We start from the raw sequence: 18,703 nt of genomic DNA on the forward strand, positions 1-18,703 counted from the left end.
GGAGGAAATTATGAGGGAAAGAAAAAACAATTTATTTCAAGCAATAAAAATAAGTTTGACATCTATCGGATTCGTATTTTTGCTAAATCTTATCCCATCTTATTTAAGTGGATATGAGGGCTTACCAATGATAGCAGATGAGTTTCTAGCTGGCAAAACTATCTCAGAAGCCTACTTGAAAGCGTGTCTAGCAATGGGATTGACTTCTACAGTCATCTACTATGTAAGCTTTATTTATAGAAAATACGAATGGTCCCTAGCAAGAAGAACCATACTAGCATTTGGCATTAGTATAATTGCCTTTATCATAATGCTTAGTTATCTTAAAATACTGTCTAGTCCATATCTAGCAAACATAATTATAAGCTTACTGATTTTTCTAGGCATTTACTTTATTTCCTGGTTAAAATCTTATAAGTCTTATAAAGAAGATATAAAAGAAATCAATAAAAGGCTTAAAAAAACTGGCAATTAAGCCAGTTTTTTATTATACATATAAGCCAGCGCCAGGACCTAATGGTAGGCCTAGCAATATCCAAATAATCAATAACAGTGCCCAAAATATTAAAAATGCAATTGAATATGGAAGCATGGTAGAAATAAGGGTTCCAAGTCCGCTATCCTTATCATATTTTTGCATAAATACTACTACCATTGCAAAGTAGCTCATAAGTGGGCTGATAATATTAGTAGATGAATCTGCAATCCTATATGCCATTTGAGTTAGTTCTGGTGATAGACCTAGCTCAAAAAACATTGGCACAAAGATTGGTGCCATAATCGCCCATTTTGCTGAAGCAGATCCTATAAATAGGTTTAAAAATCCTGTTAATATTATAAATAAAATTACTAAAGGAATTCCTTTTAAGCCTATAGAGTTTAGGAAATTTGCTCCATTTACAGACAATATAGTCCCTAGATTTGTATAGGAGAAAAGTGCTATAAATTGAGAAGCAAAAAATGCTAGTACTATATACCCACCCATGGCCTGCATAGAATCTGTCATAGCCCCTACAAGTTCTGTGGTATCTTTTATAGTTCCTACAGTTTTACCATAAATGTAACCTGGGATTAGGAAAAGTAAAAATAAGGCTGGGATAAGTCCGTGAAATAAGAAGTTTGTTAGGTTAACTTCCCCTGCGCTATCTGCTTCTTTAAAGATAGCATTTTCTGGAAACATTAAAAATCCTAAAATTATTGCATAAATTAATAAACCAATTACTGCCCTATTAAGACCTTTTTTCTCAAGTTCTGTAATTTGAGATCCTGTATTATCTATTTCTGTATTTTTATATGTACCTAGGTTTGGTACAACTACAAGCTCTGTTACAAGAGTACCTACTATAGTTAAGAAAAATGTAGATGTTATTATGAAATACCAGTTACCAGCTATATCAATAACCACATCTATGTTTGCAGCGCTTAATGATTCATTTGTAAGGCCTGATAAAATTGCATCTGTTGGTCCAAAAAGTAAATTCGCAGAAAATCCTCCAGACACTCCTGCAAAGGCTGCAGCCAAACCTGCAATAGGGTGTTTACCTGCACTTAAAAATATCATTGCGCCAAGTGGAACCACTACTACATAACCAGCATCAGTTGCAATACTTGAAAGAACCCCTACAAAAACTACTGTTGCAGTAAGAACTACTGATGGGACATTTGATAAAAGTTTTTTAAGTCCTGCATCAAAAAATCCAGAGTACTCAGCTACCCCTACACCAAGCATAGTTACTAAAACTGTTCCAAGGGGTGCAAAGCCTGTGAAGTTTGTGACAGCTGTTTGGAAAATATGTCTAATACCATCAGCATTTAAAAGCGGGATTGCTTCTATAGTTACATCTTTGCCTTCCCTAGCATCAAAAAACTCAACTGATACCCCATTTAAATAACAAATTTGTGCTACAACTGCAAGAATTGCAATTAGTATTACAAATATCATAGTTGGGTGCGGTAATGAGTTACCAACTTTTTCTACCCACGCTAGAAATCCTGAGGATTTTTTAGCCTGAGTTTGCTTGTTTTTGTCAGTCATAAGACCTCCTTATTCTTTATTGAATTAATATAAAAATATTTTTATATTAATTCATACTTTATCACAAAAAAGTAAATAGTCAAGTGTCAATTTAAAAATTTTCTCTTAATAATTTTTAGCACAAAAAAACAGGCTTTCAATAATGAAAACCTGTGTATCTTATAGTCTAGATTTAAACGAATAAACTTGCTCCTGGACCTAGAGGTGCCTTAAGTACCATCCAAGCTATTAATAAAGCTGTCCATAAGATTAAAAATGCAATAGAATAAGGAAGCATGGTTGAAACAAGGGTTCCTAAACCGCTTTTTTTATCATATTTTTGCATAAATACTACAATCATTGCGAAATAGCTCATCAATGGACTTATAATATTTGTAGATGAGTCTGCTACCCTATAGGCCATTTGTGTTAGTTCTGGCGAAAGTCCCAACTCAAAAAACATTGGTACAAAAATTGGCGCCATAATTGCCCATTTTGCTGAGGCTGATCCCATAAATAAGTTTAAAAAGCCTGTTAAAAATATAAATATAACTATAAGTGGGATACCTTTTAGACCTATACTATTTAAAAAGTTTGCCCCGTTTACTGATAAAATTGTTCCTAAATTTGAATAAGCAAATAGTGCCACAAATTGAGAAGCGAAAAATGCTAGTACTAGGTATCCGCCCATTGACTCCATGGATTCAGTCATAGCTTTTACTAAATCATTTGAATCTTTAATGGTACCGACAGTCTTACCATAAACTAGACCTGGGATTAGGAAAAGTAAAAATAAGGCTGGAATAAGGCCGTGGGATAGGAAGTTATTTATATTTACATCCCCATACTTATCTGCCTCTTTTAAAATGGCGTTTTCAGGAAACATCATTAAGCCTAAAATTACCAAATAAATAATTAAGGCAATTAGAGCTCTTCTAAGTCCTTTTTTCTCTAGATCTGTAACTGTTGATTCTGTATCGTGGGCATCAATATTTTTGTACTCACCTAGGTTTGGAATTACAACCATTTCTGTTACAAGGGTACCTATAAGAGTTAGAAAAAAGGTAGAAACAATCAGAAAATACCAGTTGCCTGTAACATCAATAGTCGCATCAATGCTTGCGGCCCTAAGTGCTTCATTGGTTAACCCTGATAAAAGTGCATCAGTTGGACCAAAAATTAAGTTTGCTGAAAATCCTCCAGAAACTCCTGCAAAGGCTGCTGCAAGACCCGCTATTGGGTGTTTACCAGCTGTAAGAAAAATCATAGCCCCAAGTGGAATTACAACTACATAGCCTGCATCAGATGCAATATTTGAGATAATTCCTACAAAAACAACGGTAGCTGTAAGTACTACTGATGGGACATTTGATAAAAGCTTTTTAAGGCCTGCATCAAAAAATCCTGCATATTCAGCAACTCCAACCCCAAGCATAGCAACTAAAACTGTTCCTAAAGGAGCAAAACCTGTAAAATTTGTAACGGCCGATTGGAAAATATGCCTAATTCCTTCAGCATTTAATAAAGGAATAGCTGCTATTTCTACAACCTTGCCCTCTCTTGCATCAAAAAAGTCTACAGATACATTGTTCATGTAACAAATTTGTGCGATTACAGCTAGTATTGCAAGCATAATTACAAAAATCATAGCTGGATGCGGCAGGGCATTGCCCACCCTTTCAACCCACGCGAGAAAGCCTTTGGTTTCATTAGCTTGGGTATTTGTTTTTTTATTATTCATAATACCTCCATATAAATGTATTTTTATAAAATATATTTATATTTTATAAAAAAAATTTGTAATAGTCAAATAATAATTATTATTATTGATATATTAAAACTAAACATAAAAAAACTAGCCAAAGGCTAGTTTGTGTTTTTCTGCTATTTTAAAAATTGGTAGGCCCAATTCTTATCGATTTTCTCAGCCCTTTCGCTTGCAAAAAGACCTTCATATTGGACGATTATCTTATCATAAACTTCTCTTACAAAAGCTAGGGTATATTCGCCACCATCTGTGGTTTTGATTAAAAATGTATTGCCATCTACTAGTCTAAACGAAAGTACATCATCGTGGTTAAAGGCTAGCTCTTCACTTTCTAGTAGGATATATTTCATAATTTCAATGGCCTTATCAGATAAGTAATTTTCAAAAATCACAATTTTTTCACGTAATTCCTCGATATCACTAGTCATCCTTGTAAGATATTTTTCTTGCTCTTCTTTATGGTACTCATCAAGTAAGGATAAACTTGATACAAAGGCAAGTCTAGCTTTTTTATCTACAAATTGTGGGTCATTCACTATCATGAATTTGATTTCATCATCAGTATAGGCAAATCTATAATTTAATATAAATTCATGGCCACAATTTGGGCAATGCTGGATGCCAAATTGGTTAGTGAGTATTAATTCTCTATCAGTTGTAGCAGCAAATACTGCAGTGTTTAGTTCGTTTTCAAAAGATTGGCCGCAAGCTGGGCAAGTTATTCCAAATATTTTTTCTCTAGTTTGCATATTCCACCTAAAATTCTATAATTTGTATTCCAAGTTCAGGATCTGTCTCTTTTTCTAATTTAGTATCTATAATATCTATAAATATTTCAGCTGTAAATGAGCAAGTAGCTTCTCCTAGGTGACCACCTATGACCTTTGAATCCTCATTTGCACAGGTAATGTGGGTGTGAACCACTGGCTTACCTTCAAAGACAGTGATATTTCCTATTAATGAAGTTATTTCTAAATTCTCTTTATAAATATCCCAAGTATAGTCATCATCACCGGGCTTCATTAAACCAATTTTTAATTCATTTACAGCACCTATTCCTTGAAAGTGAGCTGCTGAGATATTTGCTTCATTGGCAAGTTTTTCTAGGGATTCTATGATTTTTTCACCTTTTTTAAGCCTAAGTACAATTTTATTATCAAATCTCCTATAATCCATAAAGTCACCTCTTAAGAAAATAGATACCCAATAATAAGTTAACTACTCAAATTTGACTGCCTTTAATAGTGGAATGGCTACTATTGATGCAAAGATTACAGATATTATTCCATTTGTAAAGGATACACCCGCTTTTTGAACCAGCTCTACCATGCTAGCTTCATAAGTTAGGTTAAGGATGTAATAATTTTTGATAAATGTTTTTGCTAGATAAAGCACAATATAGGTTAATTGGCCCAAAATAGATGCTAGAACAATATTTGCTTTGCTTTCTCTATTGGCTCTTTTATTAAAAATAAGGCCAGCAACAGCAGCCATAGCAAATTTATTTATAAAAGTAGTTGGAGCAGATGTAAAATAAACAGGATCAAATAAATCAAATAAAGTTGGTCCAATCCCTGCCGCAAGTCCACCATAAAGCGGTCCTAAAATAATACCGGATAAAAGACAAAATACATTCCCTAGGTGAAAACGAGTATTTCCAAAAGGAGTTACCAAGGGAATTTGTAAATAGTTAGATACAAAGGTAAGGGCAGCAAAAAGCCCTACGTAGGTAAGTTTTTTTGTTGTTAATTTTTTCATAAATCCTCCTAAGTTAATAGTATAACACATAAACTTCCGGTAAAATCAATATGAGGTGATACAATGAGCGAAAATTTAGGACCAATACATTACATGATGTATGAGAAAATAAAATTTCAAGATGAGATTACAAATTATTTATTAGAAGGTGATACCAGTGAGGTTGATAAATTAAATAAACCAGTATCAAAAGAACCTTTAGAAAATCTAATTGACCAAGCTAATATCCATGGGTGGTTAGATTCAAAAATAGATGTAGTTGAAAATAGATTAAACTACGCCTTAAATAATAGCGAGAATACCAAAGAAAAAATGTATGAATTTGGTAAAGAAAATGCTAAAGGCAAAAATTTTGATGATTTTAATAGCGTATTTAGTGATTTAAATATGCTTTTACTAGACGGTATGCCTTGTGATAGAGGCTTATCTGCTCAAGTTGATGAAAAAGGTGATTTATATCTAATTACCAATACCAACCTTCACAGTAAATATGAAAATCAAAATATAAATCCAGAAGATGCAAGGGACAATACCTGTGCTGGAGGCCATGACCATGACCACCACGAAAGTTTTGAAGTAGCCAACAATGATAATATTAATTTAAAAGAAGAAAATTCTAGCTACCATGATTATAGGTATGAATTTTTAAAGGGATATTTTTCTGATAGCCCCTATGATGTAGAAATGATAAATGGTATAAATTATCGTATTTATCCAAAAAATTAATTTAAAAGGATAAAAACCTCCTCATAAGCCATGAAAAAGATTTAGCCGACTACTCAATCATAGAATATCCTATAGTTGATGGACTAGATGTGATTGATAAGAAGCTAAGAGAAATAAAGTTTCCAGCCTATGTCCTAGTTATATCTATTGAAAGAGACAATATGGAATTTATCCCAAGTGCAGACGATAAAATTTTGCTAGGGGATAAAATTACAGTACTAGTCAATGCCAGGGACACTTTCCAAATAGATGCGTACTTAAACCATCAATAATTAATTTATACAATAAAAAACGAGCCTAGGCTCGTTTTTTTATCTGCCATTATTTCTTAAAATACTTTGGGCCTTTCTTATAGTGTTTTCTTGATTTTGGATTAAGCTATTAAGCTTGTAACTATTTTCCCTTGCAAATTGGGGCATAGTTCTCATTAACATCCTAGCACCTGCTATGGTTTGCTCTGCTTTTTTGATTGCCATCTCTAGCTTGTCTAGTTTGCTTATTGAGTTGTCATTATAATTCTTATTCCCAAAAAACATGGTATAGGAGCCATAATAACCTGTTACCGCTTGGCTTAAGTTCGTTTCTCCCCCAGATATTATTGCGTAAGAATAGGCTTCTTCTCCCACTGGTTTTACTTCAGCAAAACCAAATTCTACCCTGCTAGGATCAATTAAAAGTCTTAATTCATTTTTAAGCTCAATAGTTTTGTAATAAGGAATAGTCATATCTCTAATGATATCAAAAATTTGACTGGTAGCTATACTATAACCATCAGAATAGTATCTAAATTCCATACCTGGGTGCTTTATTTTTGCAGTACCAGCTTTAAGATATGATGAATTATCTGGCCTGCCGTTTTCAGTATCCTCCATAAGATTTTCATAGGCTCTTTGGATAGCAATTTTTTCGTATTCGGTGTTCCAATACACATTATTTATGTATTCTTCTTTTGTAAAACCTTCTTCTGCTGCTATGGTCTGGATGGTTGATGTCGGGCTCCATGTTCCATCATAAGTAAAGTAGAAATTACCTTCCCAAGCTTCCTTTCTAATTTTTCTAACACCTTCTAAAAAATCATTTTTTAAAACATCATCTTGGCGAAGCTCTACTTCATCTTCTATATATGGACTATTTGGCATATTTACTTGTAAGTCCAAGATAGGAGCATTGCTACTTGCTAAACTGGGATTTGCCTGCAAAAAGCTAAAAGCAAGGGCGAGAGTGGCAATTTTAAAAACTTTTTTCATAAAACCTCCTTGTGTATCACACTTCACTATATTAATGCCCTATAATATTTTTTTATAACAAAAAAAGCGAGAAATTTATCTCGCTTTTATCCTATCTACCATTAGCCCTTAAAAAAGCTTCCGCCTTGCTAATAATTTTCTTTTGATTCTCAATTAATCTACCAAGCTCATATCCATATTTTTCTCCAAAGTTTGGCATGCTATTAGTTAAAATTTCAGCACCAGCTATGGTTCTTTTAGCTTCTTTAACAGAATTTTCTAGTTTGTCCAAAGTTTCTTTAGATGCTTTTTTAAAGTTTGGATTACCAAAACTCATTGTATATTCGCCTACATAATTTTCTTCGTCAGCCCATACATATGGATCTAAGTCAAAAGCTACAACAGCAAAACTTCTTCCTGTTTCTTTGTTAGTAACTTGACCATAGCCTATAGATAATTGAGTCGGCTGATACATAACAAGAGTTTCAAGTATAGTATTTTCCGTGCTACCTTTTGAATTTTTAAATTCATTATATTTCTTATCCGAAGCAAATATTTCAAAAAATGTATCTACATCAACTTCATTCTCTTCATCAAATACCCAAAAGGTATCTGCATTACCCAAACTATAATCTTCATGATACATTGTGCTATAATGAGATCCATCGGGTCTATTTTGACTATCTCCAGTTAATGTAAGCTCATAGGCCCTTTGTATAGCTAATTTTTCTAATCCATAATTGTAATTAAAAGCATTTTTATACCATTCAGGATCTCCATCACTCCATTGAATATAAATATCCCTAACTGATTTTGTATTTTCACCTTCACCATACCAAGGAACTATTAAGTTGTCATTCCATGCCTTAGTTCTAAGTTCTACAATATGATCCATAAACTGTTGCCTTGTGGCGTCATCTTGCTTTAAAGTAACAACACTTTCTTGATAAGGATAATTAGCTTGGCTAACTCCTAAATCAATCTTTGGAGCAGATTGACTCTGGCTTGCATAGCTGAGATTACTTTCACTAGTGACACTAGCTCCTAAAAATGAAAAGGATATAGCTAGGACCGCTGCGGTAACTTTTTTAATTTTTTTCATAATGTCTCCTTATAATAGTTTATTATAGTAATATAATAACCAATTAAGTTATAAATCAAACATTTTTTATTAAATTGTTTATATACTTTTAAAAATTATTAATCAATTACAATTTCTCTGCCATTAGCTAATAATATTTTTTCTGCTCTTGCTATAATTTGGTTTTGTTTTTCTATTAAATTGTTGATTATTTCTCCATTTTGAGTTGAGAATTTTGGCATGTTTTTGACTAATATTTCTGCTCCAGCTATAGTTGTCTTGGCATTTTTTAAAGATGCTTCAAGTCTATCTAGGTAGTCATTAGGTATTTGATTTTCTACTGGTTCTTCTTCTTTTTCTTCATTAGAGCTAGGGTCTTCTTGTATTTCTTGGTTAGAATCTAGGTCTTCTTCTAAGTTTTCTTCTTCTACTTCTTCCAAGTTTTCTATTTCTTCATCAGTTACTTCTTCTGGAGCTTCTTGATTGTTTTCTTGGTCATTATTTTCTGTACCTGATGAGCTTTCTGATGCTTCTGTTTCATTTTCTCCTACCATGCCATTATTATTTCTATCATCCATAAATGCATATAAATAATTTTGACCCCTTACTATTGGTAGTTTATATTTGCCGTGGGCTTTTACTTCTTTTATAGTTATTTGAGTATTGTTGTTAGTGTTGATGGCATCTATCTCGCGTCTTTGGTCTGCTGTTAGATTCATATAAGCTTGTCTAGTTCTTCTTGACCTATAAAAACCTGAATTTGTATTTACACTACCACTAGCAAAACTTGTGCTGGCAAGCGTTGATGTTAAAATAGCTACTGCTAAGGCTTTTGGCAATATCTTTTTTATTTTCATATCTTCTCCTTTAATATGTATTATTAATAATATTTTAACATATTAATTATTAAAAACATACTTACATTAAAAAAAGACAGATGCAATCTGTCTTTTAAATTGGTCTTAATATTTTGCTAAGATTTTTTCTGCTTGGTCAATTATTTTTTGTGAATTTGCTATTAATTCATTGATTTTGGCCCCATTTTCTTTGGCAAATTTTGGCATTGTTTTCATTAATAACTCTGCCCCTGCTATGGTTCTTTTTGCATTGCTTACTGAAGTTCTTAGTTTTTCAATACTTGCAGCTGATAGCTCTGTTGTTTTTGCTGGTGCTACTGTTTTATTATCTATTTTTGGAGCACTTTTAATATCTCCTGCATAAATATTAAAACTACCTACTAAGTTTGCTGAAGCTTGGTTATTACTTGCAATAGCAAAATCAAATATTCCCACTCCATAGTTCCACTTTGCATTTGTATTTAGGGCTGCATAACCGATGTGCTTTAATTCCGGGTCAAGTATTATGTGTAAGTGTCCGTTATCAGCATTAGAAACTCCGTTAGCTTCTTTTAGCAGTTGATATTCTGACTTATTATTTTTTCTCTTAGATGGTTCAAAAGACCATTGACCAAAAGATTTTTTTGGATTTTGGCTATCTGTACTTGATGCCAAAATTTCTGCACCTGGGTGGATACCATTTACTGTGGCTGCTGTAGCCATACTAGATCCATCTGGTCTTTGGTGGGAAAGTCCTGTTAGGGTTTGCTCGTAGGCTCTCTGGATGGCAATTTTTTCTAAGTCATTTGACCAAGTTAAGCCATTTACATAAGCTTCTTTATTTGCATAACCATTTGCCTTTACTACATCTTGTAGGCGCTCACCACTTGGATTTGCATTAGAATCTAGGGTATATAAAATATTTTCATCCCATAGTCTGGATCTGATAGCACGAGCTTCTGCTAAAACTTGGTTTTTAAGATTTTCATTTTGCTCTAAATTAAAGGTTCCTTCACTAAAACTAACATTTCCTGTATTTACACCCAAATCTAATCTAGTAGCTGCAAAAACTGGATTTGTTCCTAAAAGGGCAAAAGAGATAGCTAGGGATAGGGCTAATTTTTTACTATTTTTCATATGATTCTCCTAAAATATTTATTTTATATATATTATTATATACCATATTCCTAGCAAAATTTATCTATATTTTCATTTTTTATTTCTTATAGGCTTGGTGATACTTTTCTCTCATCTCAAAGTCAGACCAGTTTACAACAATAGCCGATATGACCCCTATCATGGTATCAAGGGTCCTACTAAAGGCAAATATAAAGGGTAAGCTATCTTCTTTGCCGTGGTTCATAGTAATTGATAAAAAAACTATAGCCATAATAGATATGGCCTTGGGTTTATCGGCCATGGCCATCACCCAAATTATAACAGAAGCTAGAAGGCTTATTAACACTAACTCCACAATCTTTGGCAAATAGTCTGCTGGAAATATCAAAAGGTAGATAAGTCCACAAAACCCACCTAAAACCGTACCAATTATCCTGTTTACCCCTATTTCTCTGGATCCTTCAACATCAGATTTTAGGCAAATAATAGCAGCAATGGCGCTATAAAATAGTAAACCATTACCTGGTCGGTAGGCTGAGATAAGCATAGCAATGGTAACTGCTATAAAAGTTTTTATTATTCTTAACCCTGGAGGTTTTATTTTCATAGGCTACCTAGAAGAAAATCGTAAAAGGCTTCTTCATTTACCCTGGTTACCCTATAATTTTTCTTTCTGCTATTGCTTCTATAAAGGCTACCAACTTCCCCTTCAAGGTCGCTGGTAATAACACCAAAACCAGATTCTTCAAAGATAAAGGCTTCTGGAGCTTGGCTTAAATATAAAAGTAGTGGAGCTGCTAATAATCTTTCTTCTAAAGGTTTGTTTTTAAATTCAGTCAAAATTTTATCTAAATTTTTATCTTTACCATAAAGTTTATCAATCATCTCATCTGAAAGAAGTGGATCATTTGCTATTCCTAAAGGTAATAAAAATAAATCTATGCTGGTATTTAATATTTTATCCACAGCTTCAGGATCCTCAATAAAAGTTCCTGAAACTTCTCCATCTGTCTCCCCACCTAGGATAAATATATGGGAAATATAATCTTCTATCTCTGGGGCCTCCTCTAGGGCTTTTGCAATATTTGTTAGTCCACTTGTTGCAATTATATCAAGTTTGCCACAATCCTCCGCCTTATCAATTATATTTTCATAGGCTGGCATGGTTTCTATATAGTCTTTACTAGTTGTAAAAATTTCCTTATCCAAGTGGTGGTAATCACTAAATGGCTTGCCAGCAGCAACTGGTAAAAATAAACCTTCTTCACTAGAAAGTCCTACAATATTTTCTGCCGCTAAGACCGGATTCATTTCACCATCAGCTGTGGATAGACCAAGGATTTCAAAATCATAAGATTTAAAGGCCATATAGGTCATAAGAGCCTCATCTTTTGCAAAATTTGTATCTATATATATAAAAGGTTTTTCGTATTCCATAATTCCTCACTTTTTTCTACTATACTAAGATGCACAAATTTTACCATAAACGCCATATTTTAAAGTATAATATTTATAAATAATAATTAGGAGTTACAATGTTTAAAAATTTTATCAAAAAAAATCCCATGGCTATAGGCGGGCTTACTCTTGGTGTAGTATCCCTAGGCAATCTACTAGGTGGAGTAGTAGCACCGATTTTTGCCCTCATCTCAGCTCTTATGGGATTTATATTTATAATTAGGCTATTAGTCTACCCAGAACTTTTAAAAGAAGAATTACATGACCCAGTTGCCATTTCTGTGGCCCCTACCTTTGCTATGGCAATGGTTATGCTATCTAAATTTTACTCAGAATATATAAATTTTACCCTGGGTAAAGTTATTTTTTACCTTGGAGTTTTGCTTCACTTTTTAATAATAATTTACTTTTTAATAAATTATAGGCATTTGCTGACCCGCGAAAAAGTATATGGATCTTTTATGATAGTCTTTGGTAGCTTTGGAGCAGGAGCTGTAGTTGCTTCATATTATGGGGCCCTCAATTTAGGAAAACTTGTTTGGATTTTTGGTATGGTGACATTTTTGCCTCTTTTATACATGGTTTTATATAAGGATAGGCACTTTCCAGAAGAAGACGAATCTAAAATGCCCCTTGTTTGTATAGCTGCAAGCAATGGTGGTTTACTTTTAACTGGATACTTTAATAGTTTTATAGATTATTCATTTGCTTTTATAATCTTTATGATAATTCTTGGCCAAGCAGTATATTTTCTTGCAATTAGTAAGTTGCCAAAATTATTAAAATTAAAATTTTACCCATCCTATTCAAGCTTTACCTTTCCCTTTGTAATAAATGCAACTGCCCTAAAACTTAGCAGGCGTTACTTGGCTTTACAAGGTATTAGCACAGGATTTATAAGCCTTGTCTTATGGTTTGAAACAGCCCTTGCCATTATTTTGGTTTTTTATGTACTATTTTCTTATATTAAATTTTTACTTAAATAAATATTTTTTAATGTTATTAAGAATATTGCATGTAGTAGTGCCTGCCTATTCTACAAATACATTTCTAAAATTAAAAAGCTCAAACAAAAGCACCACAGGACAAATTATTTTCCGTGGTGCTATTTATTTTCATTTTTAGAATTTACTATCATATCTATTAAATAGATAAGGGCAAATCCTAGCATAAAGTATCTATAGTACTTATAAGAATCTTCTACTAAGTATTCGAATGATACGTATATCGCTAGATAAACTAAAGAAATTATCAACATTATTTTACGATTTTTATTCATTCTTACCCTTTCCTTATAAAAAAAGATGCGAATTATCTCGTATCTTTTTTAATTTTCAGCATCTGAATATTCTTTTAATTTACCTAGGGCTTGGTTTTCTATTTGCCTTATCCTCTCTCTGGATAAGTCATAGATAGATCCTATTTCTTCTAAGGTTTTTGGTTTTTCATTATCTAGGCCATAGCGGTAGATAATTATTTGGCGTTCTCGTTCTGTAAGCTGGTCTAGGGCTTGCATTAGGAAGTTTTCCATATCGCGTTCTAGAATTAGCATATCAACTGGTGTTGACTCATCGCCTACCATATCCATTAGCTCATCTCCTGTAGAGTCTTCACTATCTAGGTTTATATTTAGTGATGTAGAATTTACTTGGTTGCGGTTGATTAAAAAAAGATCGTCTGCTTGCTTTTTATCTATACCTTCTTTTTCCAAAATTTTATAGATTTCTTCATCACTAGCTTCTGGGTTGGCCTTTAATATTTGCTTTAATTTATTAAGTTTTAAATATTTTCCTGCTGGTATCCTTATGGTGTGGCCTTCTTTGTTGATTGCTTTTCTAATGGCTTTATCTATCCATTTATAAGCATAGGTTGTAAATTTGTAACCTAGGGTTAGGTCAAATTTTTCTGCTGCACGGATCATACCAAGCATACCAGATTGGACTAGGTCTTCTAAGTCAAGATCATTACCATGGGACCTATAAAAGTATGAAGCTCTTGATCTAACTAGCCCTTGGTTTTTCTCTACTAGGGCTGCTAGGGCGTTTTGATTACCTAGTTGGAATTGTTCTACGATTTCTTCATTGGTTAGGTCTGACATTTTCATCATGTCACTGCGAGTTATTGGTGTGATTGCTGTGGATTCGTTTCGTTTAACTTTCGTTTCCTCCTCATCATCATCTTCATCAATATCTTCTTCCTGATCGATATCGTCTTTTTCTTCGTATTCTTCATCTTCTTCGATTTCTTCTTGATCGATAAAGTCTACTAATTCTTCTTTTTCTTCTTCGGATAGCTCTTCTAGGACTGTTGCAATCTCTTCTACTCTCATATCTTCTGAGTTAAAGAAATCGCGTATCCTATCCACTACCCTTTCATCTTTTAAATTTATTTTATCCATATGTCACCCTTATTTGAATTTATTTTACCTTGTATATCTATTTATTTATCCAAATCTTCTTTGATTTGGTCAATTTTTTCCATCATTTCTTTGGATAAGGGAAATGAATTGAAATTTCTATTAAAATCTTGTTTTTTCTTACGATTTATTTTTCTTTTATTGTTAAATATTTCTGCTTTAAGTTCAGTTGATGTCATCCTGGTAGCGCCCTTGTTTGAAGCTAGAACTTGGATTTGCCCATCATCTGTTACTACTTTTAGGTTGTGCTTGCGACCTATTTTTAAAATTTGCTTTTCTATATAGGTATCTGCTGTCTGGAATCTTTTTGTATAGACAATCTTCATACCAAATTTTTCGCTAATAGTTTCTTTAGGCCTATCGAGGTTATAGGCATCAAATACTATTACAAGCTCTTCACCAGACATAGACTTATATTCTGCAAGCTCATCTATCAATTTTTCTCTAGCTGTTTCTAGGGATGTTCTTGAAATATCAGATAAATTTGGCCAAGAATTTATAACATTATAGCCATCTATTATTGTGATATTTCTCCTATTCAAAGCCATTTTGCCTTAAAACCTCATACATACTTAAAGCTGATGCTACTGATGCATTTAGCGAATTTACTTTCCCTAGCATTGGAATTTTTACTAAAACATCACAATTTTCGCGAACTAGTCTGCTAAGTCCATCACCCTCATTTCCTACAACTAGGGCAACTTTGCCGGATAAATTTGCATCTGCAATAGTCTCACTTGCTTCTCCAGCTAAGCCATAAATCCAAAAACCATTTTCTTTTAACAATCCTATGGTTTGGTTTAGATTTGTTACCCTAGCTACTTTGATATTGTTTATAGCTCCAGCACTTGTTTTATAAACTGTTGGGTTTACTTTTGCTGAGCGGTGTTCTGGGATAATAACCCCATCAAAACCAAAACTTTCGGCAGAGCGGATTATAGCTCCAAGATTGTGTGGGTCTTCAATTTTATCTAAAAGTATTAGTCTTTTGGCATCTTCTAGGTCATCAAGACTTGCGTACTTGTAGCTATCTACTTCAATCATGACACCTTGGTGGTTCATGTCTACATTTTCAAAAAAACTTTTGTCAACGTATTTGATTGGTATATTTTTTTTGTTTAATTTACCAATTATTTTTGCTACAATTGGAGTTTTTTGATCCATTATGTAGGCCTTATGGATTTTAAGGCCTGCATCAATAGTTTCTAAAACTGGTTTTCTGCCATAAATCTTATCCATTAGATAAGCTCCCATTTGACCCCGTCACGGGTATCTTTGATTGCTACGCCCATAGCTTTTAGCTCATCACGGATAGCATCTGCTTTTTCAAAATCTTTTTCTTTTTTGGCAATATTTCTTTGCTCGATTAAATCTAAGATTTTTGCTTCATCTATATCTGCATTTGTTTTTTGGCGGTTTTCTATACCTAAAACTTCTTCTAATTCTAGAAGCTTATCTAAAACTGCTTTTATTAGTTGCTTGCTGTTTTCTGATGAAACCTTTGTGTTAGCAAATTTTACTAGCTCAAATAATACTGTAATGGCATCTGCTGTATTTAGATCATTATCCATTACTTCAATAAATTTATTTTCAAATTCAGCAAGTTCATTTAATAGATTTTGCTCATCATCAAATAACTCAGTTTTACTAGCATTTTCTACTAAGTCTTCTAGCCTAAATACTGCGTTGTTAATTCTTTCTAATGATTTTGCTGCACCTTCTATGATTTCACGAGTGAAGTTAATTGGTTGACGGTAACTTGTTGTTAGAAGCCAAAAACGAATAATCATTAGGTCATATTCTTTTTTAATATCATGGAGGGTAAAGAAGTTTCCAAGTGACTTACTCATTTTTGTACCATCTACTTGGATCATGCCATTGTGCATCCAGTAATTTGCGAAAGTTTTTTCGTTTAGTGTTTCTGATTGGGCAATTTCGTTTTCGTGGTGAGGGAATTCTAGGTCTTCCCCACCAGCGTGAATATCAATTGTTTCTCCAAGTATTTTTTTATTCATAGTTGAGCATTCTATATGCCAACCTGGACGTCCAGCTCCCCATGGAGAGTCCCAAGAAACTTCCCCATCTATCTTTGTTTTTTTCCAAAGGGCAAAGTCTGCTGGACTTTCTTTTTTACTGGCTTGATTATTATCTAGTCTATTACTTGCTCCATGGACTAGATCTTCTAAATTTTTACCAGATAGTTTTCCGTAATTATCTGCTTTTTCTACTCTAAAGTAAACATCTCCATCAGATTCGTAAGCTGCACCTTTTTCTACAAGTCCTGCTACAAATTCTATAATCTCATCCATCACTTCTGTAGCTCTTGGGTGGATGGTGTTAGCCTCATCAAGGTTTAAATCATTAGCATCTTCCATATAAGCCTTGATATATCTTTCAGTTACTTCTTTGGTAGTAATATTTTCTTCGATGGATTTGTTAATTATTTTATCATCAACATCTGTAAAGTTTACTACATAGGTAATGTCAAAGCCTCTATATCTAGCATATCGTCTAAAGGTATCAAATACTACTAGAGGTCTTGCATTTCCAATGTGCATATAATCATAAACAGTGGGCCCACAGACATACATCCTGATTTTGTTTTCTTCTATCGGTACAAATTCTTCTGTTTTTCTTGTGAGCGTGTTATGAATTTTCATTTTAAAAATTTTCCTTTACGTAATTTAATCTTTCTGCTACTTTTTCTTTGCCCATTAAAATCATCACATTTGATAAGTCTGGGCCGTGTACTGATCCTGTGATAGCTGCTCTAATTGGGAACCATAGGCTCTTTCCTTTGATTCCTGTTTCTTTTTGCAGAGTTTTCATGATTGATTTGGCAAAATCAGCATCAATTTCATCTACTTCGTCTAATTTTTCTAAGTAAGCATCTACTAACTTTTTGCTATCTTCTTCTTTTAATACTTCACTTGCTTCTTCTTCCCAATTCACTTTATCATCATCTAAGAAGAAGTTTTGTGATAATTTTGGTGCATCAGAGAATTTATCAATGGCTGATTGCCATGTTTCTGCAAGTAAATTTAAATTTTCATCTGAATAATTCTCATCAATCATTCCAGATTCTACCATAAAAGGTTTGATTTCTTTTGCAAGTTGTTCAACTGATAGATCACGCACATAATGACCGTTTACCCAGTCTAGCTTTCTCTTATCAAAAACAGCACCAGTTTTATTTACCCTATCAAAATCAAATTGTTTTGCTAATTCTTCTATAGTAAAGATTTCTTCTTCACTATCTGGTGACCATCCTAATAAGCTTAAGAAGTTTATAAGTCCTTCTGGTGTATATCCTTCTGCTATAAAGTCTTCTACCATACCATCACCATTACGTTTTGAATATTTTTTGTGGTCTTCATTTAGTACGGTTGGTAGGTGGATATATTCTGGTGCATCCCAGCCGAAGGCTTCATATAGGTAAACGTGTTTTGGAGTTGATGAAATCCATTCGTCACCACGAACTACATGGGTAATTTTCATTGCATTGTCATCTACAACTACTGCAAAGTGGTAGGTTGGGTAGCCATCACGTTTGATAAGAACTTGATCATCCATATCATCTGTATTAAAGGTAATCTTACCTTTTATTTTATCTTCAAATGAGATGTCACGGTTTTGTGGAAGTTTTAGTCTAACTGTATATTCTTCTCCATTTGCCACTCTTTGTTTTGCTTCTTCTAGTGGAATAGATCTACAAAGTCCGTCATATCTTGGTGTGAGACCATCTGCTTTTTGTTGTTCACGTACTTTATCGATTCTTTCTTGAGAGCAGAAGCAGTAGTAAGCCTTATCTTCTTCGATTAATTTTTCTATATATTCATTGTAAATGCCTGCTTCAACCCTTTCAGATTGGATGTATGGACCGTATTCACCTTTTTCGGTTACATTTCCATCTTCATCAAGCATTACACCCTCATCTATTTCGACACCTGACCAGTCTAGGGCCTTTAATAAGTTTTCCAAGGCTCCTTCTACAAATCTGGTTCTATCAGTATCTTCTATTCTTAAAATCATTGTTCCATCTGTATGTCTTGCATATAAATAATTAAATAATGCAGTTCTAAGTCCACCGATGTGTAAATATCCGGTTGGAGATGGAGCAAATCTTACTCTAACATCACTCATGTTAACTCCTTATTTTCTCAAATTTTGTCATTTTTAAAATTTATTTTAGATAATGAAAGGGAGTGCAAAACACTCCCTTCCCAACTTAACTTATTTAAGTATAACACGGTATACTCTAAAAATCAACTTTGTCAATAAATATTTTTAATAAGTCCTAT

21 protein-coding genes are annotated in these 18,703 nt (G+C 33.3%); 4 read left to right on the forward strand and 17 right to left on the reverse strand.

What is annotated here, in order from left to right; translation table 11 throughout:
• Nucleotides 1–10: 10 nt before the first annotated feature.
• On the forward strand, nt 11–475 hold the full coding sequence (locus AB9Q04_RS02445; RefSeq protein ID WP_410023794.1) for a DUF3021 family protein: 465 nt from the start codon (nt 11–13) through the stop codon (nt 473–475).
• Nucleotides 476–487: 12 nt separating this feature from the next.
• On the opposite strand, the gene AB9Q04_RS02450 is transcribed toward AB9Q04_RS02445, so the two are convergent.
• From AB9Q04_RS02450 to AB9Q04_RS02470, 5 genes are all read right to left on the reverse strand, one after another.
• Complete coding sequence (locus AB9Q04_RS02450; protein ID WP_410023795.1) at nt 488–2,035, reverse strand: AbgT family transporter; 1,548 nt, start codon at nt 2,033–2,035, stop codon at nt 488–490.
• 172 nt (nt 2,036–2,207) lie between these two features.
• A complete protein-coding gene (locus tag AB9Q04_RS02455) occupies nt 2,208–3,755 on the reverse strand; it encodes an AbgT family transporter (RefSeq protein WP_410023796.1) in 1,548 nt (515 codons plus the stop codon).
• Nucleotides 3,756–3,898: 143 nt separating this feature from the next.
• Nucleotides 3,899–4,531 carry a CpXC domain-containing protein gene (locus tag AB9Q04_RS02460; RefSeq protein ID WP_410023797.1) on the reverse strand — a complete coding sequence of 211 codons (633 nt, stop codon included), beginning with the start codon at nt 4,529–4,531 and terminating at the stop codon, nt 3,899–3,901.
• Nucleotides 4,532–4,538: 7 nt separating this feature from the next.
• Nucleotides 4,539–4,958 (reverse strand): PPC domain-containing DNA-binding protein, encoded by a 420-nt coding sequence (locus AB9Q04_RS02465; protein WP_410023798.1) that lies wholly within the window; start codon nt 4,956–4,958, stop codon nt 4,539–4,541.
• A gap of 42 nt (nt 4,959–5,000) precedes the next feature.
• Nucleotides 5,001–5,540: an ECF transporter S component gene (locus AB9Q04_RS02470; protein WP_410023799.1), complete on the reverse strand. Its 540-nt coding sequence runs from the start codon at nt 5,538–5,540 to the stop codon at nt 5,001–5,003.
• 63 nt (nt 5,541–5,603) lie between these two features.
• Here AB9Q04_RS02470 and AB9Q04_RS02475 point away from each other — a divergent pair, with 63 nt between their 5' ends.
• Nucleotides 5,604–6,266, forward strand: coding sequence for a hypothetical protein (locus tag AB9Q04_RS02475; RefSeq protein WP_410023800.1), 663 nt, complete (start codon nt 5,604–5,606; stop codon nt 6,264–6,266).
• Nucleotides 6,267–6,337: 71 nt separating this feature from the next.
• Nucleotides 6,338–6,538 carry a TrkA C-terminal domain-containing protein gene (locus AB9Q04_RS02480; RefSeq protein WP_410023921.1) on the forward strand — a complete coding sequence of 67 codons (201 nt, stop codon included), beginning with the start codon at nt 6,338–6,340 and terminating at the stop codon, nt 6,536–6,538.
• A 39-nt stretch (nt 6,539–6,577) separates the two neighbouring features.
• On the opposite strand, the gene AB9Q04_RS02485 is transcribed toward AB9Q04_RS02480, so the two are convergent.
• The 6 genes from AB9Q04_RS02485 to AB9Q04_RS02510 all read right to left on the reverse strand — a co-directional run bounded on the left by AB9Q04_RS02485 (nt 6,578) and on the right by AB9Q04_RS02510 (nt 11,965).
• Nucleotides 6,578–7,513 carry a hypothetical protein gene (locus AB9Q04_RS02485; protein ID WP_410023801.1) on the reverse strand — a complete coding sequence of 312 codons (936 nt, stop codon included), beginning with the start codon at nt 7,511–7,513 and terminating at the stop codon, nt 6,578–6,580.
• Between the two features lie 91 nt (nt 7,514–7,604).
• Nucleotides 7,605–8,594: a hypothetical protein gene (locus AB9Q04_RS02490; protein WP_410023802.1), complete on the reverse strand. Its 990-nt coding sequence runs from the start codon at nt 8,592–8,594 to the stop codon at nt 7,605–7,607.
• A gap of 98 nt (nt 8,595–8,692) precedes the next feature.
• Nucleotides 8,693–9,430, reverse strand: coding sequence for a hypothetical protein (locus tag AB9Q04_RS02495; RefSeq protein ID WP_410023803.1), 738 nt, complete (start codon nt 9,428–9,430; stop codon nt 8,693–8,695).
• Nucleotides 9,431–9,535: 105 nt separating this feature from the next.
• Nucleotides 9,536–10,546 carry a CAP domain-containing protein gene (locus AB9Q04_RS02500; RefSeq protein WP_410023804.1) on the reverse strand — a complete coding sequence of 337 codons (1,011 nt, stop codon included), beginning with the start codon at nt 10,544–10,546 and terminating at the stop codon, nt 9,536–9,538.
• Nucleotides 10,547–10,625: 79 nt separating this feature from the next.
• Nucleotides 10,626–11,135, reverse strand: coding sequence for an FUSC family protein (locus AB9Q04_RS02505; RefSeq protein WP_410023805.1), 510 nt, complete (start codon nt 11,133–11,135; stop codon nt 10,626–10,628).
• Nucleotides 11,132–11,965, reverse strand: coding sequence for a nucleoside hydrolase (locus AB9Q04_RS02510; protein WP_410023806.1), 834 nt, complete (start codon nt 11,963–11,965; stop codon nt 11,132–11,134). The genes AB9Q04_RS02505 and AB9Q04_RS02510 overlap by 4 nt, the downstream gene beginning before the upstream one ends.
• 98 nt (nt 11,966–12,063) lie before the next feature.
• On the opposite strand from AB9Q04_RS02510, the gene AB9Q04_RS02515 reads away from it, so the two are divergent.
• Entirely contained in the window at nt 12,064–12,972 is a 909-nt protein-coding gene (locus AB9Q04_RS02515; RefSeq protein WP_410023807.1) for a TDT family transporter, read from the forward strand.
• 119 nt (nt 12,973–13,091) lie between these two features.
• Here the strand turns inward: AB9Q04_RS02515 and AB9Q04_RS02520 are convergent, their stop codons facing one another.
• From AB9Q04_RS02520 to gltX, 6 genes are all read right to left on the reverse strand, one after another.
• Nucleotides 13,092–13,265, reverse strand: coding sequence for a hypothetical protein (locus AB9Q04_RS02520; protein WP_410023808.1), 174 nt, complete (start codon nt 13,263–13,265; stop codon nt 13,092–13,094).
• 48 nt (nt 13,266–13,313) lie between these two features.
• Nucleotides 13,314–14,315, reverse strand: a complete 1,002-nt coding sequence (locus AB9Q04_RS02525) for a sigma-70 family RNA polymerase sigma factor (protein WP_410023922.1) — start codon at nt 14,313–14,315, stop codon at nt 13,314–13,316.
• A 110-nt stretch (nt 14,316–14,425) separates the two neighbouring features.
• A complete protein-coding gene (locus tag AB9Q04_RS02530; protein WP_410023809.1) occupies nt 14,426–14,950 on the reverse strand; it encodes a YacP-like NYN domain-containing protein in 525 nt (174 codons plus the stop codon).
• Nucleotides 14,937–15,641, reverse strand: coding sequence for a 23S rRNA (guanosine(2251)-2'-O)-methyltransferase RlmB (gene rlmB / locus AB9Q04_RS02535; protein WP_410023810.1), 705 nt, complete (start codon nt 15,639–15,641; stop codon nt 14,937–14,939). Before rlmB ends, AB9Q04_RS02530 begins: the two co-directional genes overlap by 14 nt.
• Nucleotides 15,641–17,062: a cysteine--tRNA ligase gene (gene cysS, locus AB9Q04_RS02540; RefSeq protein ID WP_410023811.1), complete on the reverse strand. Its 1,422-nt coding sequence runs from the start codon at nt 17,060–17,062 to the stop codon at nt 15,641–15,643. The genes rlmB and cysS overlap by 1 nt, the downstream gene beginning before the upstream one ends.
• 1 nt (nt 17,063) lies before the next feature.
• On the reverse strand, nt 17,064–18,545 hold the full coding sequence (gene gltX / locus AB9Q04_RS02545; RefSeq protein ID WP_410023812.1) for a glutamate--tRNA ligase: 1,482 nt from the start codon (nt 18,543–18,545) through the stop codon (nt 17,064–17,066).
• Nucleotides 18,546–18,703 lie beyond the last annotated feature (158 nt).

Source organism: Anaerococcus groningensis (assembly GCF_046365465.1).
GTDB lineage: Bacteria > Bacillota > Clostridia > Tissierellales > Peptoniphilaceae > Anaerococcus > Anaerococcus groningensis.